General features: G+C 60.8%; 15 protein-coding genes. 13 read left to right on the forward strand and 2 right to left on the reverse strand.

Annotation, left to right across the window (positions count from 1 at the left end):
* The first annotated feature begins 27 nt into the window (after positions 1-27).
* The 7 genes from ACXADQ_RS03725 (at position 28) to ACXADQ_RS03755 (ending at position 11,160) form a co-directional block, all read left to right on the forward strand.
* Positions 28-471 (forward strand): NlpC/P60 family protein, encoded by a 444-nt coding sequence (locus tag ACXADQ_RS03725; RefSeq protein ID WP_475315709.1) that lies wholly within the window; start codon positions 28-30, stop codon positions 469-471.
* The gene (locus ACXADQ_RS03730) at positions 468-3,806 is read left to right on the forward strand and encodes a host specificity factor TipJ family phage tail protein (RefSeq protein ID WP_475315713.1); all 3,339 of its coding nucleotides are present in this window, start codon (positions 468-470) and stop codon (positions 3,804-3,806) included. Before ACXADQ_RS03725 ends, ACXADQ_RS03730 begins: the two co-directional genes overlap by 4 nt.
* Positions 3,807-3,818: 12 nt before the next feature.
* Positions 3,819-8,042, forward strand: coding sequence for a hypothetical protein (locus ACXADQ_RS03735; protein WP_475315717.1), 4,224 nt, complete (start codon positions 3,819-3,821; stop codon positions 8,040-8,042).
* Between the two features lie 473 nt (positions 8,043-8,515).
* A complete protein-coding gene (locus ACXADQ_RS03740; RefSeq protein WP_475315722.1) occupies positions 8,516-9,016 on the forward strand; it encodes a type III secretion system chaperone family protein in 501 nt (166 codons plus the stop codon).
* A 41-nt stretch (positions 9,017-9,057) separates the two neighbouring features.
* Positions 9,058-9,873, forward strand: a complete 816-nt coding sequence (proC, locus tag ACXADQ_RS03745; protein ID WP_475315725.1) for a pyrroline-5-carboxylate reductase — start codon at positions 9,058-9,060, stop codon at positions 9,871-9,873.
* The gene (locus tag ACXADQ_RS03750) at positions 9,866-10,204 is read left to right on the forward strand and encodes a tRNA-binding protein (RefSeq protein ID WP_475315727.1); all 339 of its coding nucleotides are present in this window, start codon (positions 9,866-9,868) and stop codon (positions 10,202-10,204) included. The genes proC and ACXADQ_RS03750 overlap by 8 nt, the downstream gene beginning before the upstream one ends.
* Complete coding sequence (locus ACXADQ_RS03755) at positions 10,204-11,160, forward strand: 2-hydroxyacid dehydrogenase (protein ID WP_475315729.1); 957 nt, start codon at positions 10,204-10,206, stop codon at positions 11,158-11,160. Before ACXADQ_RS03750 ends, ACXADQ_RS03755 begins: the two co-directional genes overlap by 1 nt.
* 30 nt (positions 11,161-11,190) lie before the next feature.
* Here ACXADQ_RS03755 and ACXADQ_RS03760 read toward each other — a convergent pair whose 3' ends face one another.
* On the reverse strand, positions 11,191-11,436 hold the full coding sequence (locus ACXADQ_RS03760) for an accessory factor UbiK family protein (protein ID WP_475315732.1): 246 nt from the start codon (positions 11,434-11,436) through the stop codon (positions 11,191-11,193).
* 98 nt (positions 11,437-11,534) lie between these two features.
* Here ACXADQ_RS03760 and lgt point away from each other — a divergent pair, with 98 nt between their 5' ends.
* The 5 genes from lgt (at position 11,535) to ACXADQ_RS03785 (ending at position 15,556) form a co-directional block, all read left to right on the forward strand.
* On the forward strand, positions 11,535-12,419 hold the full coding sequence (gene lgt, locus ACXADQ_RS03765) for a prolipoprotein diacylglyceryl transferase (RefSeq protein ID WP_475315734.1): 885 nt from the start codon (positions 11,535-11,537) through the stop codon (positions 12,417-12,419).
* On the forward strand, positions 12,412-13,476 hold the full coding sequence (locus ACXADQ_RS03770; protein WP_475315738.1) for a class I SAM-dependent methyltransferase: 1,065 nt from the start codon (positions 12,412-12,414) through the stop codon (positions 13,474-13,476). The genes lgt and ACXADQ_RS03770 overlap by 8 nt, the downstream gene beginning before the upstream one ends.
* 6 nt (positions 13,477-13,482) lie before the next feature.
* Positions 13,483-14,238 carry a peptidoglycan editing factor PgeF gene (pgeF, locus tag ACXADQ_RS03775; RefSeq protein ID WP_475315742.1) on the forward strand — a complete coding sequence of 252 codons (756 nt, stop codon included), beginning with the start codon at positions 13,483-13,485 and terminating at the stop codon, positions 14,236-14,238.
* A 126-nt stretch (positions 14,239-14,364) separates the two neighbouring features.
* Positions 14,365-14,508, forward strand: coding sequence for a hypothetical protein (locus tag ACXADQ_RS03780; protein ID WP_475315745.1), 144 nt, complete (start codon positions 14,365-14,367; stop codon positions 14,506-14,508).
* A gap of 292 nt (positions 14,509-14,800) precedes the next feature.
* On the forward strand, positions 14,801-15,556 hold the full coding sequence (locus ACXADQ_RS03785) for a Hint domain-containing protein (RefSeq protein ID WP_475315748.1): 756 nt from the start codon (positions 14,801-14,803) through the stop codon (positions 15,554-15,556).
* Positions 15,557-15,568: 12 nt separating this feature from the next.
* Here the strand turns inward: ACXADQ_RS03785 and ACXADQ_RS03790 are convergent, their stop codons facing one another.
* Complete coding sequence (locus ACXADQ_RS03790) at positions 15,569-16,069, reverse strand: Lrp/AsnC family transcriptional regulator (protein WP_475315751.1); 501 nt, start codon at positions 16,067-16,069, stop codon at positions 15,569-15,571.
* Between the two features lie 235 nt (positions 16,070-16,304).
* Between ACXADQ_RS03790 and trxB the strand changes: the two genes are divergently transcribed.
* Positions 16,305-17,246, forward strand: a complete 942-nt coding sequence (gene trxB, locus ACXADQ_RS03795) for a thioredoxin-disulfide reductase (RefSeq protein WP_475315755.1) — start codon at positions 16,305-16,307, stop codon at positions 17,244-17,246.
* Positions 17,247-17,331 lie beyond the last annotated feature (85 nt).

Genomic DNA, 17,331 nt, shown 5'->3' on the forward strand with positions numbered 1-17,331 from the left:
ATCGCTGTCCCAAGAGGGGAATCCCGAATGACCTGGTCCAACAGTTTCGTCGGCATCCCTCACGAGGATCTCGGTCGCACCCGCGAGGGGGCGGATTGCTGGGGCCTGGCCTGCATCATTTACGCAGAAGAGCTGGGCATCAGCTTGCCGGACTATCTGGGCTATGGCTCGGCCGAGGAGCATGGCGAGATCTCGGCGCTGATCGAGGGGGCGCAGGTTTCTCCCCTGTGGCTGCCCGTCAGTGGCCCGGCCATCGCCTTTGATATCGCGGTGTTTCGGCGCGGCCGGCTGCCCACGCATTTGGGCATAGTGGTGCGTCACGGGATCATGATCCATATGGCAGCCGAGGACGCGGCCAAACACCAGGACTATCGCCACGGCCCCTGGGCCAATCGCTTCGCGGGGCATTATCGCCACCATTCAAGGGCTGTTGAACGCCCAGTTCAAATCGTCTCGGAGGCCCCGCGATGAAGGATTTACCGATCCATGTTCTGGCCAGCACGGCGATTGACCCCGGCCAGTATCGCCTCAATTTGGATATGCCTTACGGCCTGAGTGTGGACCAGATCATTCGCCAGGCGCTGCCGGCGGTTCCCGACAATCAATGGGGCCAGTTGCGCGTTTCGCTGACCTCGCCTAAAGGCACGGCCCTGCTGGCGCGCGAGTATTGGTCTCAAACTCGACCCAAGCCGGGTGTCCAAATCGTGATCCGCCTTATCCCAGCCAAAGACACATTGCGCTCGGTTCTCCAGATTGTTGTATCCGTCGCGGCGGTGGCGATCGGCAACGTATTCGGCCCAACCGTGGGGGCCGCCCTGGGGATCGGGAAAGCTGCCGGTACGGCGCTCGTTACGCTGGGCGCCAGCATGGTTGGCCAGCTTTTGGTGAATGCTCTTATCCCGCCCGCCACCCAGGAAGATGTGCGCCAAAGCTATTCGATTTCCGGCTGGAAAAACCAGCTCGATCCCGACGGAGCCGTACCAGTGGTGCTGGGAACAGTGCGTTTCGCACCGCCCTTTGCTGCGCATCCTTACACAGAAATCGTGGGCGATGATCAGTATCTGCGCGCGTTGTTTGTGCTGGGCGAAGGCGAGCTGGCGATCGACGATATGCGGATCGGCGAGACCAGTCTGTCAGAATTTGACGAGGTGGAAACCGAGGTGCGCTATGGAATCCCCGGCGAACTACCTGTCAGTCTTTTTCCCAATCAGATCGTCGAAGAGCAGATCGGCGTCGAGTTGACGCGCCCGTTGCCGCGCGATGATCTGGGTGAGGTCATCGCGGGCGAGCCTGCTATCGAAACCCCGGTTGTGCGCACCACAGGCGCTGATGCCTCGGGCGCCAGTGTCATTCTGGCCTTTCCCGCAGGCCTGGTCAGTTTCAACGATAAAGGCCGCAAGAGGACCCACTCTGTCCGTGTGCGCGTCGAGCAGCGCCTGGTAGAGGCCACTGAGTGGCAATTGGTCGAGGAGCTGGAGATCGCCGCCAGCAAAACCGAGGGCTTTTTCCGGCAGCATTCCTGGGACTTCCCATCGCGCGCCCGTTGGCAAGTGCGCCTAACCATGTTGACGGATGAGACCGAAAGCAGCCAGGTGCAACAACGCACCAACTGGGCGGCGCTGCAAACTCACCGCCCCGAATACCCGCTGGCCTATCCGCGCCCGCTGGCCCTTGTGGCTGTCAGGATCAAGGCCACCCACCAGCTCAACGGAGCTTTGGACAGTTTCAACGTGCTGGCCCGCCGAATTTGCGCTGACTGGAATGAAGCGACGCAAAGCTGGGTCGCCCGCGCAACGCAAAGCCCTGCAAGCCTGTACCGCCATGTGCTGCAAAGCCCCGCCAACCCCAAACCAGCTGACGATGCGGACCTTGACCTCGCCCAAATTGAGGAGTTCGCAGAGTTCTGCACCGCGAAAGGCTTGACCTATAACCGAGTTCTTCAGGACAAAGGCACAACTCTGCGCGACATCTTGGCCGAAGTAGCAGGAGCAGGGCGTGCTACACCGCGCCATGACGGACGAACCTGGGGGGTCGTCATTGATCGCCCTGACGAGAACGCGTTGATCGTAGACCACGTCAACCCGCGCAATTCCTGGGCCTTTAAATGGCAGCGTGCCTATGCAGACCCGCCCCATGCATTTGTCGTCACCTTCAAGGACGCTGGAAACGACTTCAAGGAGACACAGCGTGTGGTGCGCTGGCCGGGCTATGACGGCGACATCGAACTGACCGAGGCGCTGGCTTTGCCGGGGAAGGTCTATGCCGATGAGGTCTGGCGCGAGGCCCGCCGTCGCCAGCTCGAAACCATCTATCGCGCCGACACCTATCAGGCCACACAGGATGGCGCAGTTCGTGTGGTTACGCGCGGGGATGCGATCATGCTGTCTCATGATGTGCTGAGCCGGGTTCAGCTCGCCGCACGGGTCCGCGCGGTCAGCGGCAACGCGATCGAGCTGGACGAGCTGGTCACGATTGAAGAAGGCCAAACCTACGCCATCCGGTTTCGTGTTTTTGCAGGCCAAGAAGATTCGATCGGCACGTCGGTTGTTCGCCAGGTCAGGGCGAACATCGGAGAGACCCAGCTTTTAAGCTTGGAGGGCAACGGCGCTCTGCCGGCGCAGTGGGATGTTGTACATTTTGGTCCGCTGGCGTCGGAAAGTGCATTGCATATCGTTCGCGGCGTTGAAGCGAGCGAAGATATGTGTTCGATCCTTCATACGATTGATGCAGCTCCTGAGATCGACGCCGTTCTGGCGAATACCGAAGTTCCCACCTGGTCTTCCCGCGTTGGAGAGGAGCTGGATGCAAACCTGCTACAACCGTCAGCCCCGCGCTTTTTCTCAGTCGCCTCGGGTCTGGATGGCACAGATGAAGAGGGCCTGATCACCTTCCTTATTGAGCCGGGTGCGGGCGCGATTGCAACCGCGAGCTATGAGCTGGACCACCGTCTTCATGGCGCCGAGGCCTGGTCAACCGTCTCGATCCCGGCCGCCAACGGCGGTGGAAGCCTGGACCTCTACATGACTGGAGATGTGGTGGAGCTACGCTTGCGCGGTGTCAGCGCGACCGGAGTGACGGGGCCAGATAGCGCAATCCTGACAGTCAATGTTGGTGCGGCGGACACGGCCATCCCAGAAGCACTGGACGAGGAAGCCATCACCGTTACAACCCTTCTGGGCGGCGCACTGATCCAGTTTGCTACGGGCCAAGATGCAAGCACCGCGCAAGTGCAGCTCTATCGGTCCAACTCGGCCGTGCTGGATCGTGAGACCGACGCCGTGGGCGCGGCCCTGACCGTAGCCCCAAAGCAGAGCCATTCCCTGAGCGTAGGCGATACCGGGCGCACCGACCTGGTGGTCGGCGGGCAGATGGACAATGCTTTGTCCTGGGCGCTGGGTGCGGGCTGGAGCATCGGTGCGGGCGTGGCACAGCATAGCGCAGGCAGTGCCGATGCGATCAGCCAGGCCCTGAGTGCATTGGCTGGAAAATACTACCGGGTTGCGCTCTCTGTCTCGGGCCGCACGGCGGGCACGGTGACCGCGCGCCTGACAGGCGGGTCAGATCGGCCTGGCGCAGATATCGCGGTGGATGGAAATCATAGCGACCGTATCCAGGCCGTAACCGGAAACGATACGATCGAGCTGCTGGCCAGCTCTGATTTCGACGGCGCGGTCGATGATGTCACCGCCTATCTCGAAACAGCCGCTTGCCTGGATCAGGGCTCACATTTTCTTTGGCTGGAACCGCAAAACGCGGACGGCGTGCCTGGCCCACTGGCCGGGCCCTTCACAATCACAATCTACTAGGAGGAGCGGAACATGGCTGCAGCTGGCGTTCGCGCAACAACACTTGATCCGGTTACGATCGTTGATGAGCTCATTGGAAATCGCGACGGCAGCACCGTCCGTGTGTCGATGCCCAGTGTCCGACAGATTGTTGGAATGGAGCAGCATATTGGCAATCTGGGCTGGGTGTCCTTTGGGGCCACAGAACCGCTGGGAACCCAGAAAATTCAGGTCGGATCAAATTGGTACGCCCCTGAAGCCATCGTGATCGGAATGACGGGCCAGTCCAATGCGGGCGAGAACCCCGGCCAGACCGGGGGCGATCTGTCCACCCACCCGGATGTTTTTGCATGGGACCATGTCGCTGGTGAGATCGTGTCAGCGCAGCTGGGGGCGGAACCCTTTGCAACCGCTGGCCAGATCGCGTCCGTGGCCTTTGCCTGGGCCAAGCGTCTGGCAACAGAACTGCGCCGCCCTGTGCTGATTGTGAACGAGCCGGTGGGCGGCTCTGGTCTGGCCACTCACCTGCCCGGTGGCGAGAATTTCACCACCTTTGATGCGGCGATGACGGCGGCGCTGGCGGCTGCATCCGGCACGTTGGTGGCGGGCAAAGATACGGCTGATTTCATCGGGATGGTCCATGGCGAGGACTGGTCGGATCTGGGGCCTCTCTACACCATCAGCGAGGAACGGTTCGGCGAGCTGATCGAAGGCTGGCGGGCGCAAAGCTGGTGCGATGCACGCACCGGGCTGATCTTTGGCGAGGTCATGCGCGAGGCGGATGGTGGCACGGCTCACCGGGCGAACCGGGAATGGGCGCGGCTGGTGGCCTCGGGGCGCTATGACAACCTGCGCCTGGTCAGCGCGGCCGGTCTGGAGCTGCAGGGCGACGGTATTCACGCCACGGGTCTGGGAATCGACGAATACGGGCGGCGCTTCGCGGATGTCTCGTTGGATCATGACCCCGGCATTCGATCGGATGCGCTGCACTATGCGGGGCTTGGCCAGGCCGCCACGATCATTGATGGCGAGTTGTATCACCTGGCCGCCGAGATGCCGTTCGATCCGACCACCGGGGACGCGGATACGGTCACCATCGGCAGCGTGGTGGGTGGCGCGCCTGTGGTGTTCGATCTGGACGGGGTGCAGACCAAGACGGCCACGGATGAGGTAACCAAGGCAGTCAGCCTTGTGGTTGAACAGCCCGCCGCGCGGCTGAAGGTCTGGCTGCCAGCTTTTGCGGGGGAGGATCAGCCCTATACGTTGGCCGTGAACAATGCTGATCCCACCGGCCAGATCAGGGGGCTGACCCTGGGGCCGAAAGCGCCGCTGTCGCAGATCTACATCGCGGGTCATACAGAGTTCAGCGGGCTGGTCGAGCCGCGCCTGTGGCCCCGGACCCTGACGACTTTCCGTCTGCAAAAAGCACCCAAGGCGGACTTTTCAAAGTTCGTGGCCGAGGATATGCCAGCGGGGCTGACATTGCTGAATTTTGATGATTGCTTCCTTCCCGAGCATGTGCGCGCGGATATCACGGCGGTCAATGCGGCGCGCGGGGGCGCCATTGACGTGCAATCGCTGGGCCGCACCGCCGGGTCCACCCAGCAGCACGCTTTTGCATCGGTGACGGACCTGACGGACGCCATTGGCGACGGGTTTGATGTGGCGGAATGCTCAATCATTCATCTGCGCAAGGATGATTGGGTCTATCAGGTTCAGCGGGACGCCACGGCACCCGTTATACCCGGTATCGCGCCTGCGGGATACCGCCTGATCACGCGCGATTTCCCCAGCCGCGAACTGGCCAGCGCCGCATTGCAGGCAGACTGGCGCCTGCCGGATGGGGAAATCATCGCCGCCGGTGGCCTGAACTACGCGTTCAACAGCGCGGCGGGCGATCCGGTACATGCAATGCCGGGTGTCGAACCGTCAGGAGAAGCCGAGTGCCCGCACTTTGGGCTGTCTGGCGACGGAGAGACGGATGACACCATGCGCCTGGCCGAGGCGTTCGCGTGGTCGAAAGCATCTGGCAAGACGGTGCATGGTCGGCTTGGTGACACCTACAACATCACCAGCAAAATCACCCACACAGGCACGGTCAAGTTTGATGGGCGTGGCGCTGCGGTGCGCAAGTCCACGAATGGTGGCACGTTTGTTTTTACTCCAGAAATAGAAAGCTACGACCTGGCGGAAGATTACGTCGCGGGGAGCACCAACCTCCCTGTCGTGGACACGGGGACGGCATTGCGGCCCGGTCAGGTGATCATGGTCGTCTCCGATGCGAACGAGCCCGGTCAGCGCGACAAGGGGAGCGCGACCACACAGTATCGCAAGGCGCGCTACGCCTTTGTGGGCCGGGGCAGCACCACGACCAACGTGGTGCTCTCCCGACCTCTCGATAAGATCAGAGGCGTACACCCAGCGGTAAGCGCGGGGGATGAGGCTCTGGTTGAGGCGTTCACCACGGCATTTAACGCACGCATTATCGTGCCCGATATGAGTGCTGAGTTTGCTTTCAAGAACGTCCACGCCTGGTACGACGATGGCCATGCGGCTGGCCAAGGGGGCGCTCTGTGGACCGGGACTTTCTTGAAAATCGGACCTTACTCCCATGGGCTGGTCGAAAACCTGCGCCAGACGCGTGGCTATGACGCCATGATTTCGAATGTCGGTACATACAACCTGACGCTCCGTGAGTGTCACGCCGAACATCTGGCCAATGATCCCGAAAACGACCAACATGGCTACGGCGTCTCGGACACTGGGCTGGCCACACACATTTACGGCCTGACCGGGATTGATGACCGACACGTATACACGACCAACAGCGTTCGTATCGCTGTTGGCGAAACAGACCTGTTGAAAGTAGCTGGCGCTGCGAACACGCGAGGCGCACGGGTGTATGGGTTCTATGGTGAAGGTGGTGAGAACGCCCCGCTCGACACGCACCAAGGATGTGAGGACATAATCTTCTTCTCCCCCTACGTGGCGGGTGCGTCCGGCAAGGCCGCGGCTTTCCGGGGGGATGTTACCGTCCATAAGCTGCAGGTGCGCAACTGCAAGTACGGTGTGATGTGCTTTACGGAATATCAGAGCGGGGACGCTGATGAGGACTTTTTCACAAACAGCAAGCGCCGAGAGGACATGACAAAGGTGGAGCTTACCGATCCCGACATCGAATGCGAAGGCCCGCCGTTTGACTTTTCCAACGCCACCCTCGAGGTAAACGGAACCGCGCGGATCAAGGCCGCAACGCACAGGCTCTTTGGTGATGTTGTTGAGGGCGCAGCAGGTCGAAGCAAGGGCAAACTGATCTGGGGCGCTAGCGGCACGTTCGAAGCGTCCGACTTCGACGGCGCTTTACCCCTTGAAGCCTTCGATGACACGGGCGTTTTCGATCTCGATGAACCTCAAGCGCTTGTGAAGAACGCAGCAGGGTTCCCGAAGACCGAAGTGACAATCCTTGACGGTGTGGATTTCACAATCGACGTTGCAGCGGCGACGGCCACAGCGGTGCGGGGCTTTAACTGTGGCGATATTGCAATTGATACCGCAGTAGAGAACCGGGGCACGTTGCGGATCAAGCTGCCGTCGGACGGCGTGCTGTTCGGCCCGGAAGGCGAGTTCAGGGGGTCGGGTTTGTACCGATTCGAACTGGACGGTGCCGATGACAATGCGGTCAACCCAAACCTTATCGGCCGCCGGGTCAATGTCGAGGCCGTCGATGGCTCGGTGCGCTGGTTCGCGCCACTGCCTTCTGGCGAAATGCACACGCTGTATGTTGACAAGGTCGAAACCAACCTGGACCCGGGCGATACCGGCGCAGAGGTCGATGACGCCTATGTTCCCAAGGTGGTGCAGGTGGCCAATCATCTGGGGACGATCGGATCGGGCCGCATTCATTTGCGCCAGGTGTTTAAGAAAACAGGCAGCAATGCCTCAGCCAACCTGAAATGGGATACGTTCGGAAGCTATCAGGACCAGTTTGATATGCCAGCGGGCGACGCGGTTTGCCGGTTTGACGCGGAAATCATCATCCAAAGCAACACCAGTTACACGACGATTGTGGACTGGAAATCCTCGGACGGGACGGGCACTGCGGCCGACATGAACCGCCAGAAGGTTCTTTCCGATACCCATGCGGGCCTGGACGCCGCCACCGGCGCGATCATGAACCTCGATCCAACCATTCACGCCGCAGACACCGTCACCTCGGTGCTTTTTGAGCTGAAGGTTTCTGAGGGCGGGTTCTTCTGAGGCTGCGCTGAACTGTTGATTAGTTCGCCCCCTTGATTGAGCGATAAACGTGCGTTCAACGACTATTGAATGCCTGTCCAAATCGCGGTCTTTTAAAGGCAGCGGGCAGTCAGCAAGCGACCTCGAGTCATTCGCTGTTGGGTAAAAACCGTTCTGCTGCAGATATTGGTGTCAAACACTGCCGATTTTGCTGACCGGCTACACTGAAAACTGTTCTATGCCTGACACAGGTTGCGTCCCTGCGGTCAGGTGTGGCAAACATTCGCCTCCGTTTTGCCCATTATTCAGTAGCTTTCTTCAATTCGTCCACAACTTATTGCGGTTTTCCACAAAATTTAGCTTTACATGTGAACCGCCGCCCATGCACCATATCTGGTAAGGGAGGCGGGACTAGCCCCCTTCCTTAGAGCAGGCACCTAGCGCTTGGGGCGCTGCCAAGCCCCAAACGCTACACAGCATAAAGAGGTGGCGCCATGGCATTGTCCGAGCAGTATTTACACGAAGACCTTCACCCCATCGATCTGGTCGAGCACATCGCGACTTATCACGATTGGGAATTCGATCGGATCGCAGATGATCAGATCGCGATGGCTGTTGAAGGACAGTGGCGAACCTACTCGATCACGTTGGCCTGGTCCGATTACGACGAAACCCTGCGTCTGGTCTGCAGCTTTGAAATGGAGCCCCCCAAGGACACCCTGCCCTCGATGTACAAGGCGCTGAACGCCGTGAACGATCAGTGTTGGGCAGGGGCGTTTACCTTCTGGGAAGATCAGCAACTGATGGTCTATCGCTACGGTCTGGTGCTGGCGGGCGGTCAGGTCGCCTGCCCCGACCAGGTGGACACGATGATCCGCGCCGCGGTGCTGAGCGCCGAACGCTATTACCCCGCCTTCCAACTGGTTGTCTGGGGGGGGCGTGAACCCGAAGAGGCCCTTCAGGTCGCCATTGCAGAGGCCTACGGTCGCGCGTAACACTTGCCCCCGACATTGACGAAAGATGACGGGGGTTTCTTATGAACATGGATCACGTGGCCAAGGCCGGGCTGGTATTGCTGGGCTGCGGCAAGATGGGCTCGGCCATGCTGGAGGGCTGGCTGAACAACGGGTTGCCTGCCACGTCTGTCTGGGTGAATGATCCGTTCCCCTCGGATTGGCTGAAGGCCAGCGGCGTGCATTTGAACGCTGATTTGCCCAGCGCCCCGGCGATCGTTCTGATCGCGGTGAAACCTCAGATGATGGCCGATGCCCTGCCCACGCTGGCGGCAATGGGCAATGGCGACACACTGTTCGTGTCGGTCGCGGCCGGGGTTAGCATTCCCACCTACGAAACCATCCTTGGCGCCAGAACCCCGATCATCCGCGCCATGCCCAACACGCCTGCCGCCGTGGGGCAAGGCATCACGGCGATCATCGGCAATTCCTGTGCATCAAGCGATCACTTGGCCCTGGCGCAATCCCTGCTCGAGGCCGTGGGCCAGGTTGTCCGGCTGCAATCCGAAAGCCAGATGGACGCGGTGACCGGGCTGTCCGGCTCGGGCCCCGCCTATGTGTTTCACATGATCGAAACCATGGCCGCCGCCGGCGAGGCCCAAGGCCTGTCCCCGGAACTGGCCATGCAACTGGCCAAGGCCACGGTCGCGGGCGCGGGCGCTTTGGCCATGCAGGCCGAGGAGACCCCCAGTCAGCTGCGCGTGAACGTGACCTCGCCCAACGGCACCACGCAAGCGGGGCTAGAGGTGCTGATGGACTCCGGCACCGGCCTGTCCCCCTTGATGGCGGCAACGGTCAAGGCAGCAACCGACCGATCCAAGGAGCTGGCCAATGGCTGAAATCAGCTTTGATGATTTTCTGAAGGTCGACATCCGCGTCGGCAAAGTGCTGCGCGCCGAACCCTACCCCGAGGCCCGCAAACCCGCGATCAAGATGTGGATCGATTTTGGCCCGGACATCGGCGAGCGCAAAACCAGCGCTCAGGTGACGAAGCACTACACCCCCGAAGAGTTGATCGGAAAAACCGTGATGGGCGTGGTGAACTTCCCCCCGCGCCAGATCGGCAAATTCATGTCCGAGGTCCTGGTTCTGGGCGTGCCCGACGACGCGGGCGAGGTCGTCTTGCTGACCCCCGACAAAGACGTTCCCGTTGGTGGGCGCATGTACTGATGGCGCCGCGCGTCCTAATATCCCGCCCCCTGCCTGACGCCGTGATCGCGCGGGCGCAGGGCTTGTTTGACGTCGAACTGCGCGCAGATACCCTGCCCATGAGCCCCGATGAAATGATCCAAGCCCTTCAGGACTTTGACGGGGTGATGCCGACACTCGGCGATCTGTTCAGTGCAGATATTTTTGCGGCCGCTCCGACCCCCCGCGCGCAAATCCTGGCGAATTTCGGCGTGGGCTACAACCATATTGATGTGGCGGCCGCTCAGGCAGCCGGGCTGACGGTCACGAACACACCCGGCGCGGTGACGGATGCGACTGCCGACATCGCCCTGACCCTGATCTTGATGAGCGCGCGCCGCGCCGCCGAGGGCGAACGTCTGGCGCGCTCGGGCACGTGGCAGGGCTGGCATCCAACGCAGATGCTGGGCTTGCATGTCACAGGCCGCAAGGTCGGTATCGTCGGCATGGGCCGCATAGGTCAGGCGATTGCGCGGCGCTGTCACTTTGGGTTTGGGATGGAGGTGCTGTTTCACAACCGCTCGCCCAAATCCGTGGACATGCCCGCCACGCAGATCAATTCGTTGACGGAATTGGCAGCACAGGTCGACATCCTGGTGACAGCCGTGCCCGGAGGCGCAGCAACAAATCATCTGATCGATTCAGAGATCTTTGCGGCCATGCAGCCCCACGCGCATTTCATCAATATCTCGCGCGGGGATGTGGTGGACGAGGCCGCCCTGATCGCAGCGCTGGAATCCGGCCAGATCGGCGGTGCGGGCCTGGATGTCTATGAACAGGAACCCGCCATCCCCCGGGCTTTGCGTGACAGCAACAAGGTCACACTGCTGCCCCATCTGGGCACGGCGGCGCTGAATGTGCGCACGGATATGGGGATGATGGTGCTGGACAATCTGCAAGCATTTTTCGACGGGCAAACCCCGCCCAACACCGTATGACAAAGGGGGCCAAACGGCCCCCTGATCAATTCACTTGGCGTTTTGTTCCAGCGCGTCCAGACGGGCCTTGAGCGCTTCGTTTTCCTCGCGCGCTTTCTGGGCCATCAGGCGCACGGCCTCGAACTCTTCGCGGGTGACGAAATCACGATCGGCCAGCCAGCGGTCGATCATGGACTTCATCGCCGTTTCGGCCTCGTCCTTGGCACCCTGGGCCACGCCCATCGCGTTGGTCATCAATTGGGACATATCGTCCAGAAATTTGTTCCGGGTCTGCATCCTGCGTCTCCACCGTTACACTTTGCACCCTATATGGGGCGCATCGGGGCCAGCCACAAGGTTGACTTCACCATCCAGCCAGAGGCACACAGACGCACATGAGCACAGGCATCCCATTTCCCGACATCTCGTCCGAGCTGTTTTCGATCTCTTTGTTCGGATTCGAGTTCGCCCTGCGTTGGTACGCGCTGGCCTATATCGTTGGCATCCTGATCGGCTGGCGCATCGTGCTGATGGCCATCCGCCGCCCTGGATTGTGGCGCGAGGGCGCCCCGATGACCGACGGCCAGGTCGAGGATCTGCTGACCTGGATGATCGTCGGTATCATCCTAGGGGGGCGCCTGGGATTCGTGCTGTTTTATCAACCCGGATACTATCTGGATCACCCCGCCGAGATTTTGAAAGTCTGGCAGGGCGGCATGTCCTTTCACGGGGGCTTTCTGGGCGTGGTCCTAGCCGCCCTGGTCTTTACCGCCCGCCACAGTATCCCGCGTCTGTCCACCGGAGACCTGCTGGCCTTGGCAGTGCCCATCGGGCTGATGCTGGGCCGGATCTCGAACTTCATCAACGCCGAGCTATGGGGCCGTCCGACCGACCTGCCCTGGGGTGTGATTTTCCCGGGTGAATCCGCGCAAGCCTGCGAGGGCATCGTGGGCCTGTGCGCGCGCCATCCCTCGCAACTGTACGAAGCCTTTCTGGAAGGTGTTATTCTGGCAACGCTGCTGCTGTGGATGGCCTTCCGGCGTGGGGCGCTGAAAAAGCCCGGTCTGATCATGGGAACGTTCCTATTGGGCTATGGGTTGGCGCGGATGTTCGTTGAATATTTCCGGCAGGCCGACGATCAGTTCATCACCATGGACAATCCACTGGGGCATGTGATCCGTCTGGGGGAATTTGGCCTGAGCATGGGGCAACTGCTGTCACTGCCCATGGTGATTGTGGGGTTGGGGTTTGTCTTATATGCCCAGCGACGCAATGACTGACCTGAAGACCCACCTGATTGATCGCATCCGTCGCAACGGCCCCCTCAGCGTCGCCGACTACATGGCCGAATGCCTGCTGCATCCGCGCTTTGGCTATTACACCACGCGCGATCCTCTGGGCGCTGCGGGCGATTTCACCACCGCCCCCGAAATCAGCCAGATGTTTGGCGAGCTAATCGGCCTGTCGCTGGCGCAATGCTGGATGGATCAGGGTGCGCCCTCGGCCTTTGTCTTGGCCGAGGCCGGCCCCGGACGCGGAACCCTGATGGCTGATATTCTGCGCGCCACCCGCGCCGTGCCCGGTTTTCATGTCGCCATGCAGCTGCATCTTATCGAGGCCTCGCCAACCCTACGGGCGGCACAGGCTCAGACCCTCGCGAAGTACTCGCCACAATGGCATGAACAGGTGTCCGACCTGCCCTCGGGCCTGCCACTGTTCTTTGTCGCCAACGAATTTTTTGACGCCCTGCCCATCCGCCAGTTTGTGCGCGACGGGGATGGCTGGCGCGAAAAACGGGTCGCCGCAGAGGAGGACGCGCTGATCTTCGCTCTGGCCGGTCCGGCCCCGCAAGAGGCCCTGACCCACCGGCTGGACGACACGAAAGACGGTGATCTGGTCGAGATATGCCCCCCCGCCCCGGCCATCACCGCAGATCTGGGCCAGCGGATTGCCGACCATGGCGGTGCCGCGCTGCTGATCGACTATGGGGACTGGCGCAGCCTGGGCGACACGCTGCAAGCGCTGCGCAACCACGAACGCGCTGACCCGCTGGCCGCTCCGGGTCAGGCTGATCTGACCGCCCATGTGGATTTCGAAGCCCTTGCACAGGCCGTCCCCTGCAAATTCACCCACCTGACCGGGCAAGGCGTGTTCTTGGAACGTCTTGGGATCACCGCACGTGCCCAAGCCTTGGCCAAACAGGTACAGGGAGCCGAGCTGGAAACCCTGATCCAGGCACATCGACGCTTGACGCATCCAGAGGAAATGGGGACGCTCTTTAAGGTCATCGGGCTGTATCCCGATGGCCAAACCGCGCCCCCCGGACTGGAGCCTTGACCCGTCATGACTTTGGAAATCCTGACCTCTGACGACCTGCGCGACACGCGCCACGGTTTTTTCACGCGCAAAGGCGGCGCGTCCTCGGGCGTCTTTCAGGGCTTGAACTGCGGCTTTGGCTCGTCGGACCAAAAGGAAATCGTCACGATCAACCGTGCGCGCGTGGCTCAGGCGATGGAGGTCGCAGGCGATGCGCTGGTCACGATCCACCAGACGCATTCAGCGGATGTTGAGGTGATCAAGGAGACGGATCAGACGACCGGCCCTGCCGATGCGATGGTCACCGACGTGCCCGGCCTGGCCTTGGGGATTTTGACCGCCGATTGCCAACCTGTGCTATTTGCGGATGCCGAGGCGGGTGTTGTTGGTGCTGCCCATGCCGGTTGGCGCGGGGCGCTGGACGGCATTCTGGAAAACACCGTTCAGGCGATGTCTGATCTGGGCGCCAAACGCGAAAACATCAGCGCGGTTGTCGGCCCCTCGATCAGCCAGCGCGCCTATGAGGTTGGCCCCGAATTCCTGGACAGTTTTCTGGCCGATAATCCGGACAATGGGCGCTTCTTCATCAGCGGTGACGCAGATCGGTATATGTTCGATCTGCCTGCCTATGGTCTGCACCGGCTGCGCAATACGGGGATCGGCCTGGCCACCTGGATTCGGCATTGCACCTATTCGGATCCTGACCGGTTCTTTTCCTATCGCCGGACCACGCACGAGAAAGAGGCGGACTACGGTCGGCTGATCTCGGTGATCCGGCTCTAGCGCCCCGGCATCTAAACGACACATTTCTTCCGCAAAGTCTTGGGATCAGCGCCCAAACAATGCCGCATTGGCCGGGCAGATTGTTTCCAGAACAACGAATAACCCCGAGTTGCAGGAGCAGTCAGAATGGCACGCACTCAGAAACGCTGGATGAAATCCGTGATCGCAACCTCCAAGTCCGACATGCCCGCCATGCCCTGGACCCGGCAAGCGAAGGCCGCGAAGGCAGCCGCGACCAAACAGTCAAAGGACGCCCGCCAGGCGGGTTGATCCCAATACAAGTTTCATGCGCCCGACTGATCTGGCCGCTCATACCTGAGCGGCCATTTTTTTGCGCATCGATTCGGCCAGACCCCCAGAATGTGGCGCATCTGTTCAGCCATGTGAAACAATCACAAGTAGACTACCCCATCTATCCCGACCCAAAGACACAATAGACAGAATCCTTTGACAATAGCGGGCCTCAGCGGCCACTATTTCCTTATCAACAGATGGAAACCTGTCCTTCTGTCGTTGTCGGTGGGGGCCGACGCGGATGTGACGAACCTGAACAGGTGCGTTCATGAATAAAATTGCCCCCGTATTCGATACGGCTGCCAACTACTCTCTCAACCTGCGGTCCACGCCGGCGGATACGCAGCGGCGTCCTGTCCCGACGCGCCGCTATGACATTGCCTATCTGAACGATGACAGCACGCCCGAATACCGCCAGGTGATCGCGCCCAGCCTGCCCTCGTTCGAGGCCGCGTTTTCCGCCTATGGTCGTGGGCTGCTGATCTCGACCATCGATGGCCCCTGTGCGATCGAGGATCTGGAACCCGGCATGATGATCGAAACGCTGGAATACGGCCCCCTGCCCGTCCTGTGGATCGGGTCGATGCAAATCATCCCGAATCTGCCCACGGATCGCCCAGAGCTGAGTAGCCTGGTGCGCATCATGGCGGATCGTTTTGGCATTGGCCGCCCCGTGATCGATATGATCCTGGGCCCTCGGGCTCGGTTGCTACGAGGCGAAGGCAAAGAGGCAACCTATGTGCCCGCGCATGAGCTGGTGGATGGGGATGGCGTATTTCAGCTGACCCCGCCCGCCCCGACGCGGGCCTATCACATCTGCCTGCCGCGCCACGCGACCATTCTGGCCGGAGGGTTGCATTTGGAATCCTACCATCCGGGCCGCTACAAAGCCGAGATGCTGGGCCCCGAACTGCTGCGGATTTTCCTCAGCCTCTTCCCGCATCTGCGCAGCATGCCCGAATTCGGACCGATGGCGCATCCGCACCACGACGAGGCCACGCACCTACAGGCGGAAATGTACTGAGGAAACCCTCGCTTAGGCAGAGCGGCTCAACCGCTCTTCCAACACGTCGAAAGGCACGCCGGGATCGTCCTTGGCATTGCGGATCACCAACGAAGTTTTCACGCTGGCCACATTGTCCGCCGCCGTCAACTGTTCGGTCAGGAAAGACTGGAACGTACTGAGATCAGGCGCGACGCATTTCAGGATAAAGTCCACCTCGCCGTTCAACATGTGGCATTCGCGAACCAAGGGCCAGTCGCGACAGCGCTGCTCAAAGGCGCTCAGGTCAACCTCGGCCTGGCTTTGCAGTCCGACCATCGCAAAGACCTGAACCTCGAATCCCAATTCGCGCAAATCCACACGGGCGTGGTAGCCTTGGATAAATCCAGCCTCTTCCAACGTCCGCACCCGGCGCAAACACGGCGGTGCCGAGATCCCAACCCGTTTGGCCAATTCGACATTGGTCATGCGGCCATCAGCCTGCAATTCGGCCAGAATTTTCCGATCAATTGGGTCAAGACGTGAGGTCGGCATAACTATCCTCCTATGGATCGGTTTCTTATAGCAACCAATGCGATAGCGCAATAATATTTCGCCCTTCCGCAACATAGTTACCTATTATTTTGAATCTCGCCCATTTTATAATCCAGCGCCGAAATCGCGACTTCGGCCGCACCACAAGGCCACAACGCACAGCAACAAGGGCTTTTCGCCAGCGCGGCAGACCATTATATGCCTCTGGAACGCAAGACAAGCGAAAGAGGATTCCATGGCCGAAACGCGACACACCAAGGTTCTGATCATTGGCTCGGGGCCTGCGGGCTATACCGCGGGCGTTTACGCCAGCCGCGCGATGCTGAACCCGATTCTGGTCCAGGGGATCGAGCCGGGCGGACAGCTGACCACCACCACCGAGGTGGAGAACTATCCCGGCTTTACCGAGGTTCAGGGCCCCGACCTGATGATAAAGATGCAGGAACACGCCGCCGCGATGGGCTGCGAGATCATCGGCGATATCATCACCGACCTGGACACGTCCGCGCGCCCATTCAAAGCGACCGGCGACAGCGGTACTGTCTATACCGCTGACGCGGTGATCCTGTGCACCGGCGCGCGCGCCAAATGGCTGGGGCTGGACAGCGAAGAGGCCTATAAGGGCTTTGGCGTGTCGGCCTGCGCCACCTGTGACGGGTTCTTTTATCGCGGACAGGAAATCGTGGTCATCGGGGGCGGCAATACAGCCGTCGAAGAGGCGCTGTTCCTGACCAACTTCGCCAGCAAAGTTACTCTGATCCACCGCCGCGACGAGCTGCGCGCGGAAAAGATCCTGATCGACCGCCTGATGAAGAACGAGAAAATCGAACCGCTTTGGGATCACGTGCTGGACGAGGTCGTCGGCGAGGACAACCCCAAGGGTGTCACCGCCGTGCGCGTAAAGCATGTGGAAACCGGCGAGGTCAGCGAAATCCCCTGTAAGGGCGTTTTCGTCGCCATCGGCCATGCTCCGGCCAACGAATTGGTCAAGGATGTGCTGGAGCTGCACAACGGCGGCTATGTTCTGGTCAAACCCGGCACCACCGAAACGTCGATCCCAGGTATTTTCGCTGCGGGCGATCTGACCGACCACAAGTACCGCCAGGCCGTGACCTCGGCCGGTATGGGCTGCATGGCGGCGCTGGACGCCGAACGCTGGCTGGCCGAACAAGAGTAATCGACCGACATCCCAATACCGGGGGCGGGCCCATGTGGCTGGCCCCCGGAACAAGATGCAGCGTTTGCATCGGCCCCTGGCTAGC

This window comes from Thalassovita sp. ABM4_323 (assembly GCF_056158665.1).